The sequence below is a fragment of the Pseudomonas thermotolerans DSM 14292 genome (assembly GCF_000364625.1).
GTDB classification, from domain to species: Bacteria; Pseudomonadota; Gammaproteobacteria; order Pseudomonadales; family Pseudomonadaceae; genus Aquipseudomonas; species Aquipseudomonas thermotolerans.
Window position 1 is genome coordinate 95,350 of record NZ_KB822609.1, and the last position, 20,712, is coordinate 116,061.

Genomic DNA, 20,712 nt, shown 5'->3' on the forward strand with positions numbered 1-20,712 from the left:
CCCCAGGCCTCCCGGACCAGGCGCAGGCCGGTGAACGGCCAGCGCTGGTGCGGGTAGAAGAAGTTGCGGTAGCTGGCGCACCGTGCCCCGCCGGGGTGGCGCAACAGCCGCCGCGCAGCACCCTCTGTCCGCATATGAACCTGCCGTTGTACTCGCCCAGGCTGCCCGGCAGCGGGCGGAAGCCGGGGTAGGCGCTGGCGGTCCATTCCCAAACGTCGCTGAACAGCTGCGGCGGTCCCGTATCCGCGGCGCAGCAGGCCACCGGCTGCAGGTAGTCGCTGTCCAGGAAGTTGCCGGCGAGCGGCTCTCCGGCGGCGCGCCATCCATCAGAGGGAGGGCCGCCTGCTAGGCTGTTGCAGCATCAATCCAGGCCGAACGACCGCACCGGGAGGGAGGACGATGAGCCGATTCATCTGGCTGGGGCTGCTGGCCGTGCTGGGCGGAAGCCCGCAGGCGGCGGCCGAGGACTATCCGAGCGCGTTGGGCACGCTGACCACCGAAGTGCTGGCGGCTGGGCTGGAACATCCCTGGGCGCTGGCCTTCCTGCCCGACGGGGGGATGCTGGTCAGCGAGCGCCCGGGACGCCTGCGCGTGGTGACGGCCGACGGCCGCTCGTCGCCGCCGCTGGGCGGGGTGCCGGAGGTCTACGCCCACGGCCAGGGTGGGCTGCTCGACGTGGCGCTGTCGCCAGGCTTCGCCGAGGACCGTCTGGTCTACCTGTCCTACGCCGAGGGTGGTGGCGAGGGCGACCGGGCTGGCACCGCCGTGGGGCGTGGCCGGCTGGCCGAAGACGCCAGCCGTCTGGATGACTTTCAGGTGATCTTCCGCCAGGAGCCCAAGCTGTCCACCGGCATCCACTTCGGCTCGCGGCTGGTGTTCGACCGCGCCGGATACTTGTTCGTCGCCCTCGGTGAGAACAACCAGCGCCCCACCGCCCAGGATTTGGACAAGCTGCAGGGCAAAGTGGTGCGCCTGCATCCCGATGGCCGGGTGCCGGAGGATAACCCCTTCGTCGGACGGCCCGGGGCGCGTCCGGAAATCTGGTCCTACGGCCACCGCAACCAGCAGGGCGCGGCCCTCAACCCCTGGACCGGGGAGCTCTGGACCCACGAGCACGGCCCGCGCGGCGGCGACGAGATCAACATCCCCCGGGCCGGTAGGAACTACGGCTGGCCACTGGCAACCCACGGCATCAACTACACCCTGTTGCCGATCCCCGAGGCCAGGGGCAGGACGGTCCCGGGTACCGAGCCACCCTTGTACGTCTGGGAGAAGTCGCCGGCGATCAGCGGCATGGCCTTTTACGATGCCGAGCGCTTCCCGGCCTGGCGGCACAACCTGTTCATCGGCGCCCTGGCCCAGCAGCAATTGATCCGCTTGCAGCTGGACGGCAACCGGGTGGTGCACGAGGAGCGCCTGCTCACGGAGCTGAACGCACGTATCCGTGACGTGCGCCAGGGGCCGGACGGCTACCTCTACCTGCTCACCGACGAGCCTGCCGGGCGCCTGCTGCGGGTCGGCCTGAAGACGGAGTGAGGGAGGTCAGTCATCGCGGGTCAGCACTTCGAGCAGCTCGATCTCGAAGATTAGGTTGGAGTTCGGCTTGATGTGCGCGCCAATCTGCCGCTCGCCGTAGGCCAGGTGGGCCGGGACGAACAGCTTGCGCTTGCCGCCGACCTTCATGCCCATCAGGCCGAGATCCCAGCCCTTGATCACCCGGCCGGTGCCGATCACGCACTGGAAGGGTTTGCCGCGGTCGTAGGAGGAGTCGAACTTGGTGCCGTCCTCCAGGTAGCCGTCGTACTGGGTGGTGATCAGGGCACCCTTGACCACCTCCTTGCCATCGCCGAGGCGAAGGTCCTCGATGCGTAGTTCGTCGCTCATGCTTGCTTCTCGTTGGGGGAGGGGAAAGCCGCCTTTGTCCGGGCGGCGCCTGTGCGGAAGACCAGAGCCTTGAGGCTGGCGTCCGGATCCGCGTCGGCAAATTCCGGCGGATTGTCCAGGCGCTCGACGAAGTGCAGGGCCGGAGCCTCCTCGGCCATGGCGTCGATCAGGAAGCCGGGGCCGACGGCCGGATCGTTGACGCAGGCCAGCACCTGGCCGTGCTCGGCGAGCAGCTCGGGCAGGCGGCGGAGGATCTTCCGGTAGTCGCGGCCGAGCACGAAGCTGCCCTTCTGGAAGGACGGCGGATCGATGATCACTAGGTCGTAGGGGGCGTGCTTGCGCACCTTGCCCCAGGACCTGAACAGTTCGTGGGCGAGGAACGTCACCCGCTCCACGGACTGGCCGTTCAGCCGGTGGTTGTCCCGACCGCGGGCCAAGGCAGCGCCGGCCATGTCCAGGTTGACCACCTGGGAGGCGCCGCCGGCGATGGCTGCCACCGAGAAGCCGCAGGTGTAGGCGAACAGGTTGAGCACCCGCTGGCCGGCGGCCTGCTGGCGCACCCAGCGGCGGCCGTAACGCATGTCGAGGAACAGCCCGCAGTTCTGCTTGCGGCCGATGTCCAGTCGGAAGCGCAGGCCGTCCTCGCTGACCAGCCATTCCGCCAGCGGCTCGCCGAGCAGGAACTCGACGGGACTGTCCGCCAGGTAGCGGTGCTGCAGCACCAGGGCGCGGGGTGTCTTGCGCTGCCAAGCGGGTTCGGCGGCCAGCCCGGTGAGCATCGTGCGGAGGGCGTCGAGCGCTGCTGCATCCGGGGCGCGGAACAGGCTGACCAGAAGCAGGCCCTGCAGCCAGTCGGCGGTGATCTGTTCGAGTCCCGGCCAGCGCCGACCGCGGCCGTGGAACAGGCGGCGGGCCTCGTCGGGGGCGGTGTCCAGGGCGGCGAGCAGGTGCTGGCGCAGCTCACCGATGGCGTCGGGCGTCATGGCGGAAGGTTCGTGAGAACGGGCGGCGGATTGTAGCGGAAGGGCCGGAGCCGCCGCCACGCGGGTTAGTGGAGCAGGGCACTCTCCTCGGCGGGGTCGAGGCTGAGGCTCTGGTCGGCCAGCAGAGGCTCGGTGATCACGCTGAAGTCGAGGATCTCGATGGTCCCCTGGCCCTGGCCGAGCAGGTGGAAGGAGAAGGCCTTGCGGGTCTGCAGGTTATCGAAGCCGAACTCCAGTTCCAGGGTCTTGCCGGGGGCCAGGTGCGGCAGCTCGGGGACCAGTGCCTCGACATCGCGGTCGTATTCCTTGGTCTTCAGCAGCAGGGTGGCGCCGTCCTTGCCGAGCTGCACGCCGCGTACCTTGAGCGACACCCGGGTGTGGGTGCCCTGCGGCAGCTCCAGGTACTGGGCGCCGATCAGGTTGTCGGCCCAGTCGTTGCCGAAGCTGTCGCGCAGGCGGATGCGCTCGCGGTCGGCGAAGCGGTAGCGCTGGCCGGTCTGGCCGTTGCTCAGGGACTGGTCGAGCAGCGCGGCGCTCTGGCTGACCAGGCGCGCCTCGCGGCCGCGGAAGCGCCCCAGGTAGCGGACCTGCTCGGCGATGAAGCGCTCGCTGGCGTAGCGCCGGCAGATCTGCTGGAAGTCGCATTCCACCAGGGTACGGCCGTCGTGCAGACGCAGCAGGCCGTTGGTGTAGGAGATGATCTGCCGGACGTGGGAGTAGTCGCGGAACAGCGAGCGGCCGGCGAGGCTGGCCGGCACGGCAAAGCCGAAGTAGTCGAGCACCGAGGCGCTCAGGTCGACGTGCCCGTAAGTACCCGACTTCAGCGCCGGCAGGTGCTCCTGCTCGGGGGCCAGCACCAGGTTGAAGCCCCAGGCCGAGGCCAGGCGCACGTTCTCCAGGCCGTGGGACTCGTCGGAGGTGACGATCACCAGGGTGTCCTCGAGTACGCCGAGACGTTCCAGAGCGTCGAGGAAGTCGCCCACAGCGTCGTCCAGGTAGCCGATGGCCGCCTGCTTGGCGCCCGGGTAGCGGGCCAGGTACTCGTCCGGCGCGGAGTAGGGCTGGTGGGTGCCGACGGTGAGCAGGGTGAGCATCCACGGCTTGTCCTGGCGGCGCAGCTGGCGGATGTAGTCGAGGGCGCCCTCGAAGTAGGCCTTGTCGTCCATGCCCCAGGGAAATTCTAGGTAGGGCTGGTTGCGGAACCAGTCGCGGCCGAGGGTCTTGTCGAAGCCGATGTGCGGCATGATCCGGTCCTTGGCCATGAAGCGCAGCCCGGCGCCCTGTAGGAAGTGGGTGGTGAAGCCCTGTTCGCGCAGCTGGGCGGGCAGGCACTCGCGGTTGCGCAGCTCGTGGTTGAGCAGCTCCAGACCCTTGGGGGTGCCGCTGTCGAGCTTGTCGTAGTCGCCGCAGAGCATCGCGTAGAGGCCGCGGATGGTCTGATGGGCGTGCAGCACGTAGTCCGGGGTGCTCATGGCCCGCTCCGCCCAGCGGCTCAGGCGCGGCATCAGGTCCTCCCGGTAGCTACTGCCGATGGCTGCGCGGTTGGCGGCGATGTAGGCGCCGGGGATGCCTTCCAGGGTGACGATCAGCACGTTGCGTGCCCGTCCGGGCGGTAGCAGACGCTCGCCGTCGAGATCCAGACGGGTCAGCCCGGTGATGTCCGGCGGGGTTTCCGGCACGCCGGCGGCGAGGCGTTCCTCGATGGCCAACTGGGCGCCGCTCAGTCCTTCGGCGAGCAGCTTGTGGGGCAGGTTGAACAGTTGCCACTGGGCGGCCTCGCTGGGGTGCCAGATCTGGCCGCCGGCATGCGCGGCGAGCAGCACGCCGGGCAGCAGCAGCCAGACCCGGTGCAGCGGCGCGGCCCGCCGGGCAAGCAGCGCGGCGGCCAGCACGCCGAGGCCGAGGGCCAGGGCCAGGCCGGGGTGGGCGAGACCGCCGCCGTGGGTGGAATTGCGCAGGAACTGTGCGTCGACCAGGTACTCGAGGTCACTGAGCTCGGGCATGCGCCCCACTGCGCTGACCAGCTCCGCGTTGCCGAGCAGGAACAGGCTCCACAGCAGCATCACGGGCAGGCCGAGCCACAGCGGACGGCCGTACACCAGCACCAGCAGCAAGCTGCCGATGGCCACGTCCGAGAGGTAGCCGAAACCGTTCGACCAGTCCAGCCAGTAGCGGCTGAACGCCGGGAGCAGCACGAACAGGAAGCTGAGGGCCAGCAGGGACAGCCACTGGCGCGGGGAACGGCTTGGCATGGAAGGCAGGGATCTCCTCGGGGCGGGTTCGGTCACGGCAGAAGAACGAATCCGGTCAGGACTTCGTCATCATTCTGAAATATGGACCTGCCGGGAGCCAGATCGTTGTCCGCGGATCCGTCCGAAAGGGCGCGAAAGGAGGTCGAGCGGGGCGGCGGCGCAAGGGGCCGGGATGGTGCGGAGCGGGCGGCACCGGGCTTGTTCACGAAGCCCGGTACGAGGCCGCTGGGTCACTTCTTGCCGAGGCTGATGTGGCGCTTGGGCGTCAGGTTCTGGCCGCTCACGCCGCGGGGAATCTCCTGGATCTCGCCGCCGGCCTTGAGGAAGGCGGCCACCTGGGCGGCGAGTGCTTCGTGGCTGCTCGTAGCCGGCGGAGGTTTGGGGGTGCTGGAGGTGGTGGTCGCTTTGATGCGGATGCGCATGGCATTGATCCTCTCTTTCCAGTCGTGAAGCCGCACGGGCGGCCCTGAAATGAAAAAGCCGGCGCGTGGCCGGCTCTCTCGGTGTAGCAGGTGATCAGATCACCTGGACCTCGTCGGCCTGCATGCCTTTCTGGCCCTTCACCGCGGTGAAGGAGACCTTCTGGCCTTCCTGCAGGGTCTTGAAGCCGGTACTCTGGATCGAACGGTAGTGGACGAACAGGTCGGGACCGCTTTCCGGGGTGATGAAGCCGAAGCCTTTCTCATCGTTGAACCATTTGACGGTGCCAGTCTGACGATCGGACATGGGATTACTCCTTGAACCTTAGAAAAGTGAACGCGACTCTGGACCTTCCAGGCCGCGACTGGGCGCAAAGAGCAAAGAAACCGGGAATGATTCGATCGAAGATCTAGGCAGGCGATTTGCGGTGACACATGCAACACAGTGAGGCCACCATACTCCTGCTCGGGCGAATAACCTAGGACTTTCTGCTTTTTCCGCCGGGCGGTGCCCCGCCGAAGGCCGGCGAGACGCCCCGGCGGGACTTCAGATGGCGCGGCGCGGGCGGTGCCACTGGCGTTCCAGGGCGATCAGCCAGGCCGGCATGGCGGCGCCCCCTGGCTCCAGATGGCGCGGGCTGGCGGCGCTCAGGGCGTCTCGGCTGGGGGCGAGGCCAGCAGGCCGTCGACCACCCGCAGGGCCTGCTCGAAGGAGGGATAACCGCTCTTCGCCACGTCCAGCTCGCCATAGCGTACCCGATAGGTCTGGGCGCGGATCGGGTCGGCCTCGGCGACCAGATAGGGTTCGGCGTAGATCTTGTAGAGCAGCGCCATGGCGTGGGGATGACCGCGCGTGGCGGCCTGCTCGAGGAGGGCGAGCACCTCGTCCAGCTGCGGGCCTTCGCGGATCAGCAGCAGCGCCTGGTAGAAGGGCATCTCGCCGGTACGGTCGCCGGCGGCGGCACGCCTGAGCAGGGCGCCGGCCAGCTCGTAGTGCTCCGGATCGCCGGCGGCGATCAGCAGCTTGGCCTGCAGCATGTCGTTCTGCTGCAGCAGCCGGGCTTCCCGGCAGGCGCTGCCGCTGTAGGGACGGTCGTCGCAGCTCGGCGGGCTGGCGCAGGCGGACAGCAGCAGGGGCAGGGCGAGCAGCAGCCGGCGGGTCATGGGCATCCTTCCTCGAGCAGCAGGGCTGACCTTCTCAGCCTAGCCGGTGCGGGGAAAATGAGTGGTCGCTAAAAAAAGACCCTCTCCCGCAACGGGAGAGGGGGAGTGCTGGCTAAGGAACAATGATGTCCAGGATAGATCAGCTGGAATGGCTGCCCAGCAGGGTCGTGCCGGATTTCTTGGCCCGCTTGGCCAGGCGCTTGTCGTGGGCGGATTTCTGCGCCTTCTTCTTGGCTTCCTTGCGGATGTTCATGCCTTTCATGGTTCACCTCCGGAGCCTGACGGGTTGGGAAAGCTGCGTTTCGGGCATCCCCACCTCCTTGGCCGGGTGGCCCGTTCCTGTACCTGTCATCAAGCATAGTCCCGCCGGCGCGAAGCGGAGGTTCCTGTCGGAGGGCCGGGGCGTGGATAATGCACTGCGGATCCACTTCCTTCGGCTGCGGGCTGTTCCATGCGAATCCACGTCACCTTCATCGACCGCGTCGGCATCACCCAGGAGGTCCTGGCCCTGCTCGGCGCGCGCAACCTGAACCTGGACGCCGTGGAGATGATCCCGCCAAACGTCTACATCGACGCGCCGACCCTCAGCCAGGAGGTACTCGACGAGCTGCACGACGCCCTGATGAACGTGCGCGGCGTGCAGGCGGTGGAACTGGTGGACATCCTCCCCGGCCAGCGCCGTCGTCTGCAGCTGGACGCCCTGCTGGCGGCGATGCGCGATCCGGTGCTGGCGGTGGATCCGGCCGGCCGGGTGCTGCTGGCCAACCCCACGCTGATCGAGCTGTACGGCCGCGAGCCGGCTGGCTTGCCGCTGTCCGAGCTGTTCGACGACCCCCAGCTGGCGCAGACGCTGATCGACAAGGGCTTCCGCCTGCCGATGTGCGAGGTGAGCTTCAGGGGCCAGGCGTTGCTGCTGGACGCCACGCCGATCAGCGGCGGCGCCGACTCCAGCTACCTGGCCGGCGGCCTGCTGACCCTCTACCCGCCGAGCCGCATCGGCGAGCACCTGGCCTCTCTGCACCACGACCACGCCGAGGGCCTGGACGCGCTGCTCGGCCGCTCGGCGGTGCTCAAGCAGTTGAAGATCCGCCTGCGCAAGGTGGCCAGTCTGGATGCGCCGCTGCTGATCCAGGGCGAGACCGGCACCGGCAAGGAGCTGGTGGCGCGTGCCTGCCACGCCCTTAGCGCGCGTCGCGACGCGCCCTTCCTGGCCCTGAACTGCGCGGCGTTGCCGGAGAGCCTGGCCGAGAGCGAGCTGTTCGGCTATGCCGCCGGGGCCTTCACCGGCGCCCAGCGTGGCGGCAAACCGGGGCTCTTGGAGCTGGCCGACCACGGCACGGTGTTCCTCGACGAGGTGGGGGAGATGTCCCCCTACCTGCAGGCCAAGCTGCTGCGCTTCCTCAGCGACGGCTGCTTCCGGCGCATCGGCGGCGACCGCGAGGTGCGCGTCGACGTGCGGGTACTCTGCGCCACCCACCGCGACCTGGAGCGCATGGTCGGCGAGGGCGCCTTCCGCGAGGACCTCTACTACCGCCTCAACGTACTCAACCTGACGGTGCCGCCGCTGCGCGAGCGCGGTCAGGACATCATCCTCCTGGCCGAGCACTTCCTGCGCCAGGCCTGCGCGCAGATCCAGCGCCCGCCCTGCCGCCTGTCGCCGGCCACTTACCCGCTGCTGCTCGGCAACCGCTGGGCAGGCAACGTGCGCCAGCTGCAGAACGTGATCTTCCGCGCCGCGGCCATCTGCGAGAGCGAGGTGATCGACTGCGACAGCCTGGAGCTGGCCGGCACCGCCCTGGCCGATGCCCAGCCGCAGGACGACGCCCTGCAGGTCACCAGCCTGGAGGAGGCCGTGCAGAGCTTCGAGAAGTCGCTGCTGGAGCGCCTCTACAGCCTCTATCCCTCGACCCGCCAGTTGGCCGCCCGGTTGCGCACCTCGCACACCGCCATCGGCCAGCGCCTGCGCAAGTACGGCATCGGGCCGCGGGCCGCGCAGCAGTAGCCTCGTCTGGGGGGGGGGCGGCGGAACGATTTCTTTCCAGTGGAATGAAATCGTTCCAGTCCGCTATCCTGGTGCATGGCCGCTGTCCATGTCGCTTCCAGGCCAAAGGATGTCGTATTTAGTGGAACGATTTCGTTCCGGTGGCTTTCCGCGGGGAACGCCTCGCTTCCGCCAAGACCCCTGAATTTGCAGGGTTTCCGCAGATTGGCATCGCCCTTGCTCTAGTGTCGGCCAGCCAACCGGTCCCGGCGGCAGTTGCCCGGGACGCCCGAACCTAAGGAGTAAGCATGAGCACCCTGCGTTTCACCTCTGAGCACGAATGGCTGCGCCAGGAAGACAACGGCGAGTTCACCGTCGGGGTCACCGACTATGCCCAGGAGGCGCTGGGTGACGTGGTGTACGTGCAGCTGCCGGAGCTGGGGCGTTACGAGGAGGGCGTGGAGGTCGCCGTGCTGGAATCGGTGAAGGCCGCCAGCACCATCGCCATGCCGCTGGTCGGCGAGGTCACCGCGGTCAATCCGGTGCTGGTCGACAGCCCCGAGCTAGTCAACCAGTCGCCCCTCGAGGCGGGCTGGTTCTTCCGCATCCGCGTCGACAACCCCGCAGCCGTCGCCAACCTGATGGACCAGGCCGGTTACCAAGCCTACCTGAGCAAGCACGCCTGATTCCTGGAGCCGCCATGAGCATTCGTCTGAGCACCGAGAACGAATTCATCGACCGCCACATCGGTCCCCGCGAGGCCGACATCCGGGCCATGCTCGAGCTGGTCGGCTACGACTCGCTGGACAGCCTGATGGACAGCGCCATCCCGGCGAGCATCAAGGGCAGCAGTGTGCTGGAGCCCAGCGCCGGGCAGAGCGAGGCCCAGGCGCTCGCCGAGCTGCGCGCCATCGCCGCGCGCAACCAGCAGTTCCGCAGCCACATCGGTCAGGGCTACTACCCCTGCCATACCCCGGCGCCGATCCTTCGCAACCTGTTGGAGAACCCGGCCTGGTACACCGCCTACACCCCCTATCAGCCGGAAATCTCCCAGGGCCGCCTGGAGGCCCTGTTGAACTTCCAGACCCTGATCAGCGACCTCACCGGCATGCAGATCGCCAACGCCTCGCTGCTCGACGAGGCGACCGCCGCCGCCGAGGCCATGACCTTCTGCAAGCGTGTCTCCAAGAACAAGGGCGCCCAGGCGTTCTTCGCCTCCGAGCGCTGTCACCCGCAGACCCTCGACGTGCTGCGCACCCGTGCCCAGCCGTTGGGCATCGAGGTGGTGGTGGGCGACGAGACGGCCCTGGATGACTTCTCCGCCTACTTCGGCGTGCTCCTGCAGTACCCGGCCAGCACCGGCGCGGTGCTCGACCAACGCGCGCTGATCGAGCGCGCCCATGCCAGCAACACCCTGGTGGCGGTGGCCGCCGACCTGCTGGCCCTGACCCTGCTGACCCCGCCCGGCGAATTCGGCGCCGACGTGGTGTTCGGCAGCGCCCAGCGCTTCGGCGTGCCGCTCGGCTTCGGCGGCCCGCACGCTGCCTACTTCGCCACTCGCGACGCCTTCAAGCGCGACATGCCCGGACGTCTGGTGGGCATCTCCATCGACCGTTTCGGCAAGCCGGCCCTGCGCCTGGCCATGCAGACCCGCGAGCAGCACATCCGCCGCGAGAAGGCCACCAGCAACATCTGCACCGCCCAGGTGCTGCTGGCCAACATCGCCAGCATGTACGCCGTCTACCACGGTCCTCAGGGGCTGAAGGACATCGCCCGCCGCGTGCACCGGCTGACCGCCATCCTCGCCGCCGGGCTGAACCAGCTGGGCCATCGGGTGGAACAGGAGCACTTCTTCGACACCCTGAGCATCGTCACCGCGCGCCCGGCTGCCGAGATCCACGCCGCCGCCCGGGCCGCCGGGATCAATCTGCGCGAGCTGGACGCCGGGCGCGTCGGCTTGTCTCTCGACGAGACCTGCGAGCAGGCCGAGGTCGAGGCCCTGTGGGCGGTGTTCGCCGCCGAAGGCCAGACGCTGCCGGACTTCGCCGCCCTGGCCGCGGCCAGCAGCGACCGCCTGCCTGAGGGCCTGCTGCGCCAGTCCGCCTTCCTGCGCCACGAGGTGTTCAACCGCTATCACTCGGAAACCGAGCTGATGCGCTATCTGCGCCGCCTGGCCGACAAGGATCTGGCCCTGGACCGCAGCATGATCCCGCTGGGCTCCTGCACCATGAAGCTGAATGCCGCCAGCGAGATGATCCCGATCACCTGGCCGGAATTCGGTAACCTGCACCCCTTCGCCCCGGCCGAGCAGGCCGAGGGCTACCGTCTGCTCACCGAGGAGTTGGAACGCATGCTCTGCGCGGCCACCGGCTATGACGCCGTGTCCCTGCAGCCCAATGCCGGCTCCCAGGGCGAGTACGCCGGCCTCCTGGCGATCCGCGCCTACCACGCCAGTCGCGGCGAGGGGCATCGCGACGTCTGCCTGATCCCGTCCTCGGCCCACGGCACCAACCCGGCCACCGCCAGCATGGCCGGTATGCGGGTGGTGGTCACCGCCTGCGACGCCCGCGGCAACGTGGACATCGCCGATCTGCGCGCCAAGGCCGAGGAGCACCGCGAGCGCCTGGCGGCGCTGATGATCACCTATCCCTCGACCCACGGCGTGTTCGAGGAGGGCATCCGCGAGATCTGCCAGATCATCCACGACAACGGCGGCCAGGTGTACATCGACGGCGCCAACATGAACGCCATGGTCGGCCTCTGCGCGCCCGGCAAGTTCGGTGGCGACGTCTCGCACCTGAACCTGCACAAGACCTTCTGCATCCCCCACGGCGGTGGTGGCCCGGGCGTCGGCCCGATCGGCGTCAAGGCGCATCTGGCGCCCTTCCTGCCCGGCCACGACCGGCTGGCCCGCAAGGAAGGCGCGGTGAGCGCGGCGCCTTTCGGCAGCGCCAGCATCCTGCCGATCACCTGGATGTACATCCGCATGATGGGCGGTATCGGCCTCAAGCGCGCCTCGCAGATGGCCATCCTCAACGCCAACTACATCGCCCGCCGCCTGGAGGAGCACTACCCGGTGCTCTACACCGGCGAGAACGGCCTGGTGGCCCACGAGTGCATCCTCGACCTGCGCCCGCTCAAGGAAACCAGCGGCATCACCGTGGACGACGTGGCCAAGCGGCTGATCGACTTCGGCTTCCATGCCCCGACCATGAGCTTCCCGGTGGCCGGTACCCTGATGGTGGAGCCCACCGAGAGCGAGTCGAAGGAAGAGCTGGACCGCTTCTGCGACGCCATGATCCGCATCCGCGAGGAGATCCGTGCGGTGGAACTCGGCGAGCTGGACCGCGACGACAACCCGCTGAAGAACGCCCCGCACACCGCGGCGGAGCTGGCCGGCGAGTGGACCCACCCGTACAGCCGCGAGCAGGCGGTCTATCCGCTGCCCAGCCTGGTGGAAGGCAAGTACTGGCCGCCGGTGGGGCGCGTGGACAACGTCTACGGAGACCGCAATCTGGCCTGCGCCTGCCCGCCGGTGGCGGACTACCAGGACGCCTGAGGCGCAGCACGCGGCTGGCCTGGCCGGCCGCGCGCTGCCGGGCCGAGGTGGGCGGGCACCAGCCGTCCGGGCCTCGGCCCCGTCCCGGTGAGTGCGCCGACCAGTGGCGCGGCGGGCGTCACTCTCGCGGTGCTTCACTTCTACCCAGGCTTGGTGCCGGAGGCGGGGGAGGCGGCGTGACGCGCTTCCCGCGCACTTGGGCCCTGCGCGCCGCCGGCCGGCTGATCCGCCTCTGCGCCAGACTGGCGTGGACATGGGCGCAAGTCCCGGGAAACCGCCCGCGCTGGCTGGCGGTGAACACCATTGAATGCTGAAAGGTCCGCCTGCGCGGCCCTCAAGGAGAAACCCGATGACCACTGAAACCCTGGCCCGTACGCCCCTGCATGCCCTGCACCTGGAGCTGGGCGCCAAGATGGTGCCGTTCGCCGGCTACGAGATGCCGGTGCAGTACCCGCTCGGCGTACTCAAGGAGCACCTGCACACCCGCGCCCAGGCCGGGCTGTTCGACGTCTCCCACATGGGCCAGATCCGCCTGCACGGCGCTTCGGCCGCCGCGGCCCTGGAAAGCCTGGTGCCGGTGGACATCCTCGACCTGCCGGCCGGCCAGCAGCGCTACGCGCTGTTCACCAACGAGCAGGGCGGTATCCTCGACGACCTGATGGTGGCCAACGCCGGCGACCACCTGTTCCTGGTGGTCAACGCAGCCTGCAAGGCGCAGGACCTGGAGCACCTCAGGCGTCACCTGGGCGAGCGCTGCGAGGTGGAGTCGCTGTTCGACAGCCGTGCCCTGCTGGCCCTCCAGGGCCCGGCCGCCGCCGAGGTGCTGGGCCGCCTGGCGCCGCAGGCGAAGCAGCTGACCTTCATGCAGTTCACCACCCTGGAGCTGCTCGGCGTGGAATGCTACGTCAGCCGCTCCGGCTACACCGGCGAGGACGGCTACGAGATCTCCGTGCCGGTGGAGCAGGCCGAGGCGCTGGCCCGTGCCCTGCTGGCCGAGCCCGAGGTGCAGCCCATCGGTCTGGGAGCCCGTGACTCGCTGCGTCTGGAAGCCGGTCTGTGCCTGTACGGTCACGACATGGACAGCACCATCACCCCGGTGGAGGCCAGCCTGGCCTGGGCCATCTCCAAGGCGCGCCGCGCCGACGGTGCCCGGGCCGGCGGCTTCCCCGGCGCCGAGCGGATCTTCGCCCAGCAGCGCGACGGCGTGGCCAGCAAGCGCGTCGGCCTGCTGCCCCAGGAGCGCGTGCCGGTGCGCGAAGGGGCGGAGATCGTCGATGCCGAGGGCGCGCTGATCGGCCGGGTGACCAGTGGTGGCTTCGCTCCCAGCCTGGGCGCGCCGGTGGCCATGGGCTACGTGGCCAGCGCCTACGGCGCTCTGGATAGCCAGGTGTTCGCCGTGGTGCGCGGCAAGCGCGTGCCGATGAAGGTCGCCAAGACTCCCTTCGTGCCGCAGCGCTACTACCGCGGCTGAGCCTCCGGGCTGGCCGGGCGGGCAGGGTGGCCCGCCCGGTGCGGCTTGACCTGCGGCAACCCCGCCGTCATCCGGACGGCTACACTGAAGCCTTGTCGCAGGCCGGGATGGCCTGGTTGTCCAAGGTCCTCTCCATGCTGCAGTCCGTTTCCCGCAACGACCTCTCCCCCGAGCAGAATTCCGGCGAGGCGCCCAGCGCCAGGGGCGTGCTGACCCCCTTCACGGTCGGCGTGTTCCGCATCATCTGGATCGCCAACCTGTTCGCCAACCTTGGCACCTGGGCGCAGTCGGTGGCCGCCGCCTGGGTGGTCACCGAGGCGCACGGCAGCCCGATGCTCGTGGCGATGATCCAGGTCGCCTCGGCGCTGCCGCTGGTGCTCTTGTCGATCGTCTCCGGGGTGCTGGCGGACAACTACGACCGCCGCAGGATCATGCTGTTCGGCCTGGCCTTCGAGATGAGTGGCGCGGTATTCCTCACCGCGATCGCCTTCCTCGGCTATCTGGACCCCAAGCTGCTGATCGTCTCCATCCTGTGGATCACCCTGGGCGCGGCGGTCACCGTGCCGGCCTGGCAGGCGGCGGTGGGCGAGCAGGTGCCGGCGCGCATGGTCAGCGACGCGGTGCTGCTCAACAGCGTCAATTTCAACGTCGCCCGCGCCCTCGGCCCGGCCCTCGGCGGGCTGCTGCTCAGCGCGGTGGGCCCGGCCTGGGTGTTCGGCTTCAACGCCGCCTGCTACGTCGGGCTGATCTGGGCGATCTGGCGCTGGCGGCGCGAGGTGCCGGAACGCCAGCTGCCGCCGGAGAAGATCAGCGAGGGGGTGATCGCCGCGCTGCGCTTCACCCAGTACTCCAGCGTCACCCGCCTGGTGATGCTGCGCTCCTTCGCCTTCGGCCTGTCGGCCAGCGCGATCTGGGCGCTGCTGCCGCTGCTCGCCCACCGCAACCCGGACGGCGGCGCCTCGGTGTACGGCTACATGCTCGGCGCCCTGGGCATCGGCGCGATCCTCGGCAGCGGGGTGGTCAACCGCCTGCGCCTGTGGATCGGCGGCAGCCGGCTGATCAGCCTGGCCGCCACTCTGCTGGCCCTGGTGATGATCGCCCTGGGCAGCCTGGACAGCCTCTGGGTGCTGTTCCCCGCGCTGCTGCTCGGCGGTGCCTGCTGGATCGCCGCGCTGGCCACCTACAACTCGGCGGTGCAGATCCTCGTTCCGGAATGGGTCAAGGCGCGTGCCCTGGCGCTCTACCAGACTGCGCTGTTCGCCGGCCTGGCGCTGGGCTCCTTCCTCTGGGGGCACATGGCCGAGAGCATGGGGGTGACAGGCGCCCTGGTGGCCGCCGGCTGCACCCTGCTGGCCTCGGCGGCGCTGCTCTACCAGTCGCGGCTGCCGGAGATCGACGCGGCGAGCATTGCCCACGCGCCGGCGACCCGCCCGGGCGAGCCGACCTTCGTGTTCAATCCGGAGCGCGGCTCGGTGCTGGTGACCATTGAGTACCGCATCCCCGCGGCGCGCACCCGCGAGTTCGTCAAGGCGGTCCAGGCCCTGCGCCGCCTGCGCCTGCGCAACGGTGCCGAGCGCTGGGCGCTGTACCGCGCGGTGGAGGATCAGGAGATCTGGCAGGAGGTGCTGGTGGTGGACAACTGGCTGCAGCACCTGCGCATGCTCGATCGCATGACCATCGCCGACCGCAACGTGATCGACAACGTCATCTGCCTGCACGACGGCGACGCGCCGCCCAAGGTGCGCCACGGGGTCAGCTGGGAGTCCGGCGACTACGAGGCGCCACCGGTCTGAGGCGTCCTGCCGGCCGCTTCGGCGTGGGGGAAGCGGCCGTCGTACCCTCGCCCGGCTTTTCCTCGGCGCGGGCTCTGGCTAAGCTCGCCTTTCCGACAAGAACTCGTAGAGGCTCTCCCATGCCCCAGCACTGGCCGGCCGAGGCTATTGCCCGCCTGATTCTCGATGGCTTCGACGACTACCGCGAGCACTTCCGGCGGATCACCGACGGAGCGCGGGCGCGCTTCGAGCAGGCGCAGTGGGTGGAGGCCCAGCGCGCCGCCGCCGAACGCATCGCCCTCTACGAGGAGAAGGTGGCGGAGACCCGCGGTCGCCTGCGCGACCGCTTCGACGAGGAGGTGCTGTTCGACGTGCAGCACTGGCCGCTGGTGAAGAGCGCCTACATCGGCCTGATCGACGTGCGCTTCGACGACGAGTTGGCGGAGACCTGGTACAACTCGATCTTCTGCAGCCTGTTCAGCCACGACCTGATCAGCGATGGCTGCATGTTCATCCACACCACCCGGCCGTCGCTGCGCGCCCAGGAGCGCGTGGCGCAGACCCGTAGCTACCTGCCCAGGCAGGACCTGGCCGGCACCCTGGAGCGGATCCTCCAGGACTACGGCTTCAGCGTGCCCTACGAGGACCTGCCGCGTGACCTCGAGCGCCTGGAGGCGCAACTGCGCGCCAGCCTGCCGGACTGGGTGTGCAAGGACCCGGAGCTGTGCATCGAGCTGTTCTCTTCGGTGCTCTACCGCAACAAGGGTGCCTACCTAGTCGGGCGCATCTTCACCCGCGACGAGCAGTGGCCGCTGGTGATTCCGCTGCTGCACCGCGAGGGGCAGGGCATCCAGGCCGACGCGGTGATCACCGACGAGGCCGAGGTGTCGATCATCTTCTCCTTCACCCGCTCCTACTTCATGGTCGACGTGGCGGTACCGGCGGAGTTCATCGGCTTCCTCAAGCGCATCCTGCCCGGCAAGCACATCGCCGAGCTGTACACCTCGATCGGTTTCTACAAGCACGGCAAGTCAGAGTTCTACCGGGCGCTGATCAACCACCTGGCCAACACCGACGACAGGTTCATCATGGCCCCCGGGGTGCGCGGCATGGTGATGAGCGTGTTCACCCTGCCGGGCTTCAACACCGTGTTCAAGATCATCAAGGACCGCTTCTCGCCGTCGAAGAACGTCGACCGCAACACGGTGATCGAGAAGTACCGCCTGGTGAAGAGCGTCGACCGCGTCGGGCGCATGGCCGATACCCAGGAATTCGCAGACTTCCGCTTCCCGAAGGCCAAGTTCGACCCGGACTGCCTGGCCGAGCTGCTGGAGGTGGCGCCCTCCACGGTGGAGATCGAGAACGGCGACACCGTGCTGATCCGCCACTGCTGGACCGAACGGCGCATGACCCCGCTGAACATCTACCTGGAGAACGCCAGCGAGTCCCAGGTGCGCGAGGCACTCTACGACTACGGCCTGGCCATCAAGCAGCTGGCCGCGGCGAACATCTTCCCCGGCGACATGCTGCTGAAGAACTTCGGCGTCACCCGTCACGGGCGGGTGGTGTTCTACGACTACGACGAGATCAGCTTCCTCACCGAGGTGAACTTCCGCAAGATCCCGCCGCCGCGTTACCCGGAGGACGAGATGTCCGGCGAGCCCTGGTATTCCATCGGCCCCAACGACGTGTTCCCCGAGGAGTTCCCGCCCTTCCTGTTCGCCGACCTGCACCAGCGCCGGCTGTTCAGCCAGTTGCACGGCGACCTGTTCGACGCCGACTACTGGAAGGGCGTGCAGGAGAAGATCCGCGCCGGCAAGGTGATCGACGTCTTCCCCTACCGCCGTCAGGAAGAGCCGCTGGCGCTGCCCGCCTAGCGTTCGTCCGCCGGCTCCCGGGAATGATGAGCGCCCCGGAACTGCGCAAGGCCCTGGGGCTGGCGGAGGAGTAGGGCAGGCGGCGTCCCCGATCGGCTGGGGACGCCAGCGCTGGGGCGGTCAGGCGCTCAGGCCGACGTAGACGTGCTGCACGTCGTCGTGGTTGTCGATGGCCTCCAGGAAGGCTTCCACCTCCTCCAACTGCTCGGCGCTCAGGCCGCTCACCGGGTTCTTCGGCCGGTAGCCGAGTTTGGCCGTCTGCACGGTGAAGCCGAACTCGGGCAGCGCCTTGCTCACCGCGTCCAGGTCGGTGGGGTCGGTGACGAACAGGGTGGCACCCTCGTCGGATGGCTCGAAGTCCTGGGCGCCGGCCTCGATGGCGGCCAGCTCCGGGTCGGCATCGTTTTCCGGGGTGTCTTCGATCAGCCCCACGTGGTCGAAGTCCCAGCTCACCGAGCCGGAGGAGCCCAACTGGCCCTTGCGGAACAGCACGCGGATCTCTGCCACGGTGCGGTTCAGGTTGTCGGTCAGACACTCGACGATCACCGGCACCTGGTGCGGGGCGAAGCCCTCATAGAGGGTGCGCTCGTAGTTGATCACCTCGCCGCTGAGGCCCGCGCCCTTCTTGATCGCGCGCTCCAGGGTGTCCTTGGGCATGGAGGCCTTCTTGGCCTGGTGCACGGCCAGGCGCAGTTTGGGGTTCATGTCCGGGTCGGCGCCGTTGCGCGCAGCGATCATGATTTCTTTCACCAGCTTGCCGAAGATCTTTCCCTTGGCATTGGCGGCGGCTTCTTTGGGTTTGGCTTTCCACTGGGCGCCCATGGCGGAGTTCTCGCAGGTTGCGGACATGAAAAACCCGGGCACGGCGCGGGCCGGCCCGGGTCGGTAGGCGGGCGATTCTAGCAGTGCCTGGCCGGCGCGGCTAAGCCACTGCCGTGTGGTGCTCGCGCTGCAGGCGCTCCAGGACGCGCAGCGAGTGCATCCGCCAGGCTAGCTCCATGGCGGTGGAGCCTTCCTCGGAGCGTGCCTCGGGGTCGGCGCCGCGGGCCAGCAGCCGCTCCACGGCTTCCAGCTGGTCGAACATGGCGGCGACCATCAGCGGGGTCTTGCCGCTCGGCAGGCGGCCGTTGGGATCGGCGCCGTGGTCGAGCAGCAAGTCGATCATCGCCAGGTTGCCCTGGAAGGCGGCGTTGGCCAGCGGCGTCTGACCGTTGGCATTACACAGCTCGGGGTCGGCGTTGTATTCCAGCAGCAGGGTGGTGGTCGCCAAGTGGCCGTGGTAGCTGGCCAGCATCAGCAGGCTGTCGCCCCAATGGTTGCACAGGTCGGCCGGCAGGCCGTCGGCGAGCAGCACGCGCAGTTCGTCGGTGCCGCCGTTGCGGGCCAGGTCGAGGGCCTGCTCGGCGAGGGGGGCGGAGTCCTTGTCCAGGTTAAGGCTGGTGTTCATGAATACGCCTTGTTCCGTTGGGGATGGGAGGAGGATAAGTCCGCCATCCGGTCAAGGCTCATTGGGGTTTTCGATGGGGTCGATTGATGGCCTCATGCGAGCATCGGCTGGCGCAGTTTGCCGGGGAGCGCTCAGGCAGATCGGCGGCCGGCAGGTCGCCTCGGCCCATGTGCAGGGGGATCGGGCAAATCTATCCCAACGCCTGAGGGCTATCACGCGGCCTTTCCCGTCGTGTCCAGGCGGGCCTGTTCGGATTCCTGCTAGGTTCGAGTCAATTTGACCGATTGTTGTTGCTATGACTCCATTTGGCCTGTTGTCATAACTACACGTTCAGGCGTGACAGGCCGACGCTGCTGGTGGTTTCCATTGGCATGCTTCGTGGTTGGAGAGAGACAGACTCTACACCTTCGGGAGAACCACCATGAGCGAACTCTTCGGCTGCCCCCTACGGGCCCTGCGTCTGTCCGGCCATCTGCTGCTGGCCGGTGGCGTGCTGCTGGTGCTCGGCGTCAGCGCTGCCTACGGCTTCGAGCATCTGCTGAGCATCCCTCAACAGGTTCTGGCCCACAGCTGCGTGATCCTCGGTCCGACCCTGTTGAAGATCGGCTACGTGCTGCGCCTGCTCGCCCAGCACAACCTGCACGGGGAGCCCTGCTGTGCTGTTGCTTGATCGTACGGCCGCCTTGCGTATCCCGCCGCTCTGGCGCCTGGGCTTCCGGCCCTTCTTCCTCGCCGGTGCGCTGTTCGCCCTCGTCGCCATCGCCCTGTGGGGTGTCATCCTCGCTGGCTTGCTGCCCACCTGGCAGCCGCCCGGCGGGGTGCTGGCCTGGCACCGCATCGAGATGCCGTTCGGCTTCGGCCTGGCGGTGATCGCCGGCTTCCTGCTCACCGCGGTGCAGAACTGGACCGGCCGTCCGGGGCTTTCCGGCTGGCCGCTGGCCGGACTCTTCGCCCTCTGGTGCCTGGGGCGGCTGGCCTGGTTCGTGCCGCTGCCCGTCGCCCTGCTGGCCGTCCTGCAACTGGCCTTCGTACCGGTTCTGGCCTGGGTGCTGGGGCGGTCGATCTTCATCGCCCGGCAGACGCACAACTACCCGATTCCCGGGGTGCTGATGCTGATCGGCCTGAGTCAGGCGCTCAGCCTCTACGGCCTGGCTTGCGGAGAACCGGAGCTACAGCGTCGCGGCGTGCTGGCCGCGCTCTGGCTGATCGCCGCCCTGATGGGGATGATCGGCGGACGGGTGATTCCGTTCTTCACCCAACGTGGCCTCGGCCGGGCGCAGCCGTTCCCGGCGCGGCCCTGGCAGAACTGGTTGGCGCTGGCCGCTACCCTGCTGATCGCCCTGTCCCTGGCCGCCGGGCAGGGGGCCAGGCCGCAGCCGCTCTGGGCGTTGCCCTACCTGCTGGTGGCCGGCATCCATGCCCTGCAGCTTTGGCGCTGGCGCGCCGGTGGGATCTGGCACGTGCCGCTGCTCTGGGCGCTGCACCTAGCCTTCGCCTGGCTGGTCCTCGCCGCCCTGGGCATGGCGGCCTGGCACCTGGGGCTGCTGGCCGTGCAGAGCCTGGCGACCCATGCTCTGACCGTCGGTGCCATGGGCGGGCTGATCCTCGCCATGATCGCCCGGGTCACCCTCGGGCATACCGGCCGCCCGCTGCAGCCGCCGCGGAGCATGACCTGGGCCTTCGTTGCGCTGCATCTGGGGGCGGCCAGCCGGGTGCTGCTGGCGCCCTTCGGCAGCCATGCCCTGTGGTTGGCCGCGGCTTGTTGGAGCCTGGCTTTCGCGCTCTATCTGAAGGACTATGCGCCCATGCTCTGTCGGGCGCGGGTGGACGGCCATCCGGGCTGAGCGCCCGGGCGCGGGAGGAACCGCAGTGCGCGGCCGAGGGGCTGAATCCAGGGAAGGAG

The 20,712-nt window shown here is 68.7% G+C and carries 18 protein-coding genes and 1 pseudogene; 9 read left to right on the forward strand and 10 right to left on the reverse strand.

Translation table 11 applies throughout. The annotated features are described in order from the left end of the window. Nucleotides 1–11: 11 nt before the first annotated feature. Nucleotides 12–316 (reverse strand): annotated as a pseudogene (locus tag H165_RS19170) (SUMF1/EgtB/PvdO family nonheme iron enzyme); the annotation flags it as partial. Nucleotides 317–399: 83 nt separating this feature from the next. Between H165_RS19170 and H165_RS0110260 the strand changes: the two are divergent. Continuing rightward, the gene (locus H165_RS0110260) at nucleotides 400–1,536 is read left to right on the forward strand and encodes a PQQ-dependent sugar dehydrogenase (protein WP_017938847.1); all 1,137 of its coding nucleotides are present in this window, start codon (nucleotides 400–402) and stop codon (nucleotides 1,534–1,536) included. A gap of 6 nt (nucleotides 1,537–1,542) precedes the next feature. Here H165_RS0110260 and H165_RS0110265 read toward each other — a convergent pair whose 3' ends face one another. The 7 genes from H165_RS0110265 to H165_RS20105 all read right to left on the reverse strand — a co-directional run bounded on the left by H165_RS0110265 (nucleotide 1,543) and on the right by H165_RS20105 (nucleotide 6,964). After that, a complete protein-coding gene (locus H165_RS0110265) occupies nucleotides 1,543–1,884 on the reverse strand; it encodes an FKBP-type peptidyl-prolyl cis-trans isomerase (RefSeq protein WP_017938848.1) in 342 nt (113 codons plus the stop codon). After that, on the reverse strand, nucleotides 1,881–2,867 hold the full coding sequence (locus H165_RS0110270) for a class I SAM-dependent methyltransferase (RefSeq protein WP_017938849.1): 987 nt from the start codon (nucleotides 2,865–2,867) through the stop codon (nucleotides 1,881–1,883). Before H165_RS0110270 ends, H165_RS0110265 begins: the two co-directional genes overlap by 4 nt. Nucleotides 2,868–2,932: 65 nt before the next feature. Continuing rightward, nucleotides 2,933–5,119: an LTA synthase family protein gene (locus H165_RS0110275; RefSeq protein ID WP_017938850.1), complete on the reverse strand. Its 2,187-nt coding sequence runs from the start codon at nucleotides 5,117–5,119 to the stop codon at nucleotides 2,933–2,935. 230 nt (nucleotides 5,120–5,349) lie between these two features. Then, nucleotides 5,350–5,541 (reverse strand): hypothetical protein, encoded by a 192-nt coding sequence (locus tag H165_RS0110280; protein WP_017938851.1) that lies wholly within the window; start codon nucleotides 5,539–5,541, stop codon nucleotides 5,350–5,352. A gap of 94 nt (nucleotides 5,542–5,635) precedes the next feature. After that, a complete protein-coding gene (locus H165_RS0110285; protein WP_017938852.1) occupies nucleotides 5,636–5,845 on the reverse strand; it encodes a cold-shock protein in 210 nt (69 codons plus the stop codon). Between the two features lie 341 nt (nucleotides 5,846–6,186). Next, nucleotides 6,187–6,702: a hypothetical protein gene (locus H165_RS0110290; RefSeq protein ID WP_017938853.1), complete on the reverse strand. Its 516-nt coding sequence runs from the start codon at nucleotides 6,700–6,702 to the stop codon at nucleotides 6,187–6,189. 139 nt (nucleotides 6,703–6,841) lie between these two features. Then, the gene (locus H165_RS20105) at nucleotides 6,842–6,964 is read right to left on the reverse strand and encodes a hypothetical protein (protein ID WP_017938854.1); all 123 of its coding nucleotides are present in this window, start codon (nucleotides 6,962–6,964) and stop codon (nucleotides 6,842–6,844) included. 189 nt (nucleotides 6,965–7,153) lie between these two features. Here H165_RS20105 and H165_RS0110300 point away from each other — a divergent pair, with 189 nt between their 5' ends. The 6 genes from H165_RS0110300 to aceK all read left to right on the forward strand — a co-directional run bounded on the left by H165_RS0110300 (nucleotide 7,154) and on the right by aceK (nucleotide 17,362). Next, nucleotides 7,154–8,704 (forward strand): sigma-54-dependent transcriptional regulator, encoded by a 1,551-nt coding sequence (locus H165_RS0110300; RefSeq protein WP_017938855.1) that lies wholly within the window; start codon nucleotides 7,154–7,156, stop codon nucleotides 8,702–8,704. A gap of 287 nt (nucleotides 8,705–8,991) precedes the next feature. Continuing rightward, nucleotides 8,992–9,369: a glycine cleavage system protein GcvH gene (gcvH, locus tag H165_RS0110305; protein ID WP_017938856.1), complete on the forward strand. Its 378-nt coding sequence runs from the start codon at nucleotides 8,992–8,994 to the stop codon at nucleotides 9,367–9,369. A gap of 14 nt (nucleotides 9,370–9,383) precedes the next feature. Beyond that, a complete protein-coding gene (gcvP, locus tag H165_RS0110310) occupies nucleotides 9,384–12,242 on the forward strand; it encodes an aminomethyl-transferring glycine dehydrogenase (protein ID WP_017938857.1) in 2,859 nt (952 codons plus the stop codon). A gap of 349 nt (nucleotides 12,243–12,591) precedes the next feature. Next, a complete protein-coding gene (gene gcvT / locus H165_RS0110315) occupies nucleotides 12,592–13,713 on the forward strand; it encodes a glycine cleavage system aminomethyltransferase GcvT (RefSeq protein WP_017938858.1) in 1,122 nt (373 codons plus the stop codon). Nucleotides 13,714–13,847: 134 nt separating this feature from the next. Beyond that, complete coding sequence (locus H165_RS0110320) at nucleotides 13,848–15,506, forward strand: MFS transporter (protein ID WP_026146537.1); 1,659 nt, start codon at nucleotides 13,848–13,850, stop codon at nucleotides 15,504–15,506. 119 nt (nucleotides 15,507–15,625) lie between these two features. Then, on the forward strand, nucleotides 15,626–17,362 hold the full coding sequence (gene aceK / locus H165_RS0110325; protein WP_017938860.1) for a bifunctional isocitrate dehydrogenase kinase/phosphatase: 1,737 nt from the start codon (nucleotides 15,626–15,628) through the stop codon (nucleotides 17,360–17,362). Between the two features lie 120 nt (nucleotides 17,363–17,482). Here aceK and H165_RS0110330 read toward each other — a convergent pair whose 3' ends face one another. Both H165_RS0110330 and H165_RS0110335 read right to left on the reverse strand, forming a co-directional pair. Then, entirely contained in the window at nucleotides 17,483–18,184 is a 702-nt protein-coding gene (locus H165_RS0110330; protein ID WP_017938861.1) for a YebC/PmpR family DNA-binding transcriptional regulator, read from the reverse strand. A 100-nt stretch (nucleotides 18,185–18,284) separates the two neighbouring features. After that, complete coding sequence (locus H165_RS0110335; RefSeq protein ID WP_017938862.1) at nucleotides 18,285–18,809, reverse strand: ankyrin repeat domain-containing protein; 525 nt, start codon at nucleotides 18,807–18,809, stop codon at nucleotides 18,285–18,287. Nucleotides 18,810–19,230: 421 nt separating this feature from the next. On the opposite strand from H165_RS0110335, the gene H165_RS0110340 reads away from it, so the two are divergent. After that, nucleotides 19,231–19,479 (forward strand): hypothetical protein, encoded by a 249-nt coding sequence (locus H165_RS0110340; RefSeq protein ID WP_017938863.1) that lies wholly within the window; start codon nucleotides 19,231–19,233, stop codon nucleotides 19,477–19,479. After that, a complete protein-coding gene (locus tag H165_RS0110345; protein ID WP_026146538.1) occupies nucleotides 19,466–20,653 on the forward strand; it encodes an NnrS family protein in 1,188 nt (395 codons plus the stop codon). Before H165_RS0110340 ends, H165_RS0110345 begins: the two co-directional genes overlap by 14 nt. Nucleotides 20,654–20,712 lie beyond the last annotated feature (59 nt).

Coding starts and splice junctions, on each gene's coding strand:
- H165_RS0110275 (WP_017938850.1), bottom strand. CDS start 5,119: ATGCCAAGCCGTTCCCCGCGCCAGTGGCTGTCCCTGCTGGCCCTCAGC.
- H165_RS0110335 (WP_017938862.1), bottom strand. CDS start 18,809: ATGAACACCAGCCTTAACCTGGACAAGGACTCCGCCCCCCTCGCCGAG.
- H165_RS0110320 (WP_026146537.1), top strand. CDS start 13,848: ATGCTGCAGTCCGTTTCCCGCAACGACCTCTCCCCCGAGCAGAATTCC.
- H165_RS20105 (WP_017938854.1), bottom strand. CDS start 6,964: ATGAAAGGCATGAACATCCGCAAGGAAGCCAAGAAGAAGGCGCAGAAA.
- aceK (WP_017938860.1), top strand. CDS start 15,626: ATGCCCCAGCACTGGCCGGCCGAGGCTATTGCCCGCCTGATTCTCGAT.
- H165_RS0110260 (WP_017938847.1), top strand. CDS start 400: ATGAGCCGATTCATCTGGCTGGGGCTGCTGGCCGTGCTGGGCGGAAGC.
- gcvH (WP_017938856.1), top strand. CDS start 8,992: ATGAGCACCCTGCGTTTCACCTCTGAGCACGAATGGCTGCGCCAGGAA.
- gcvP (WP_017938857.1), top strand. CDS start 9,384: ATGAGCATTCGTCTGAGCACCGAGAACGAATTCATCGACCGCCACATC.
- H165_RS0110330 (WP_017938861.1), bottom strand. CDS start 18,184: ATGGGCGCCCAGTGGAAAGCCAAACCCAAAGAAGCCGCCGCCAATGCC.
- H165_RS0110285 (WP_017938852.1), bottom strand. CDS start 5,845: ATGTCCGATCGTCAGACTGGCACCGTCAAATGGTTCAACGATGAGAAA.
- H165_RS0110280 (WP_017938851.1), bottom strand. CDS start 5,541: ATGCGCATCCGCATCAAAGCGACCACCACCTCCAGCACCCCCAAACCT.
- H165_RS0110265 (WP_017938848.1), bottom strand. CDS start 1,884: ATGAGCGACGAACTACGCATCGAGGACCTTCGCCTCGGCGATGGCAAG.
- H165_RS0110300 (WP_017938855.1), top strand. CDS start 7,154: ATGCGAATCCACGTCACCTTCATCGACCGCGTCGGCATCACCCAGGAG.
- H165_RS0110270 (WP_017938849.1), bottom strand. CDS start 2,867: ATGACGCCCGACGCCATCGGTGAGCTGCGCCAGCACCTGCTCGCCGCC.
- H165_RS0110290 (WP_017938853.1), bottom strand. CDS start 6,702: ATGACCCGCCGGCTGCTGCTCGCCCTGCCCCTGCTGCTGTCCGCCTGC.
- H165_RS0110340 (WP_017938863.1), top strand. CDS start 19,231: ATGAGCGAACTCTTCGGCTGCCCCCTACGGGCCCTGCGTCTGTCCGGC.
- gcvT (WP_017938858.1), top strand. CDS start 12,592: ATGACCACTGAAACCCTGGCCCGTACGCCCCTGCATGCCCTGCACCTG.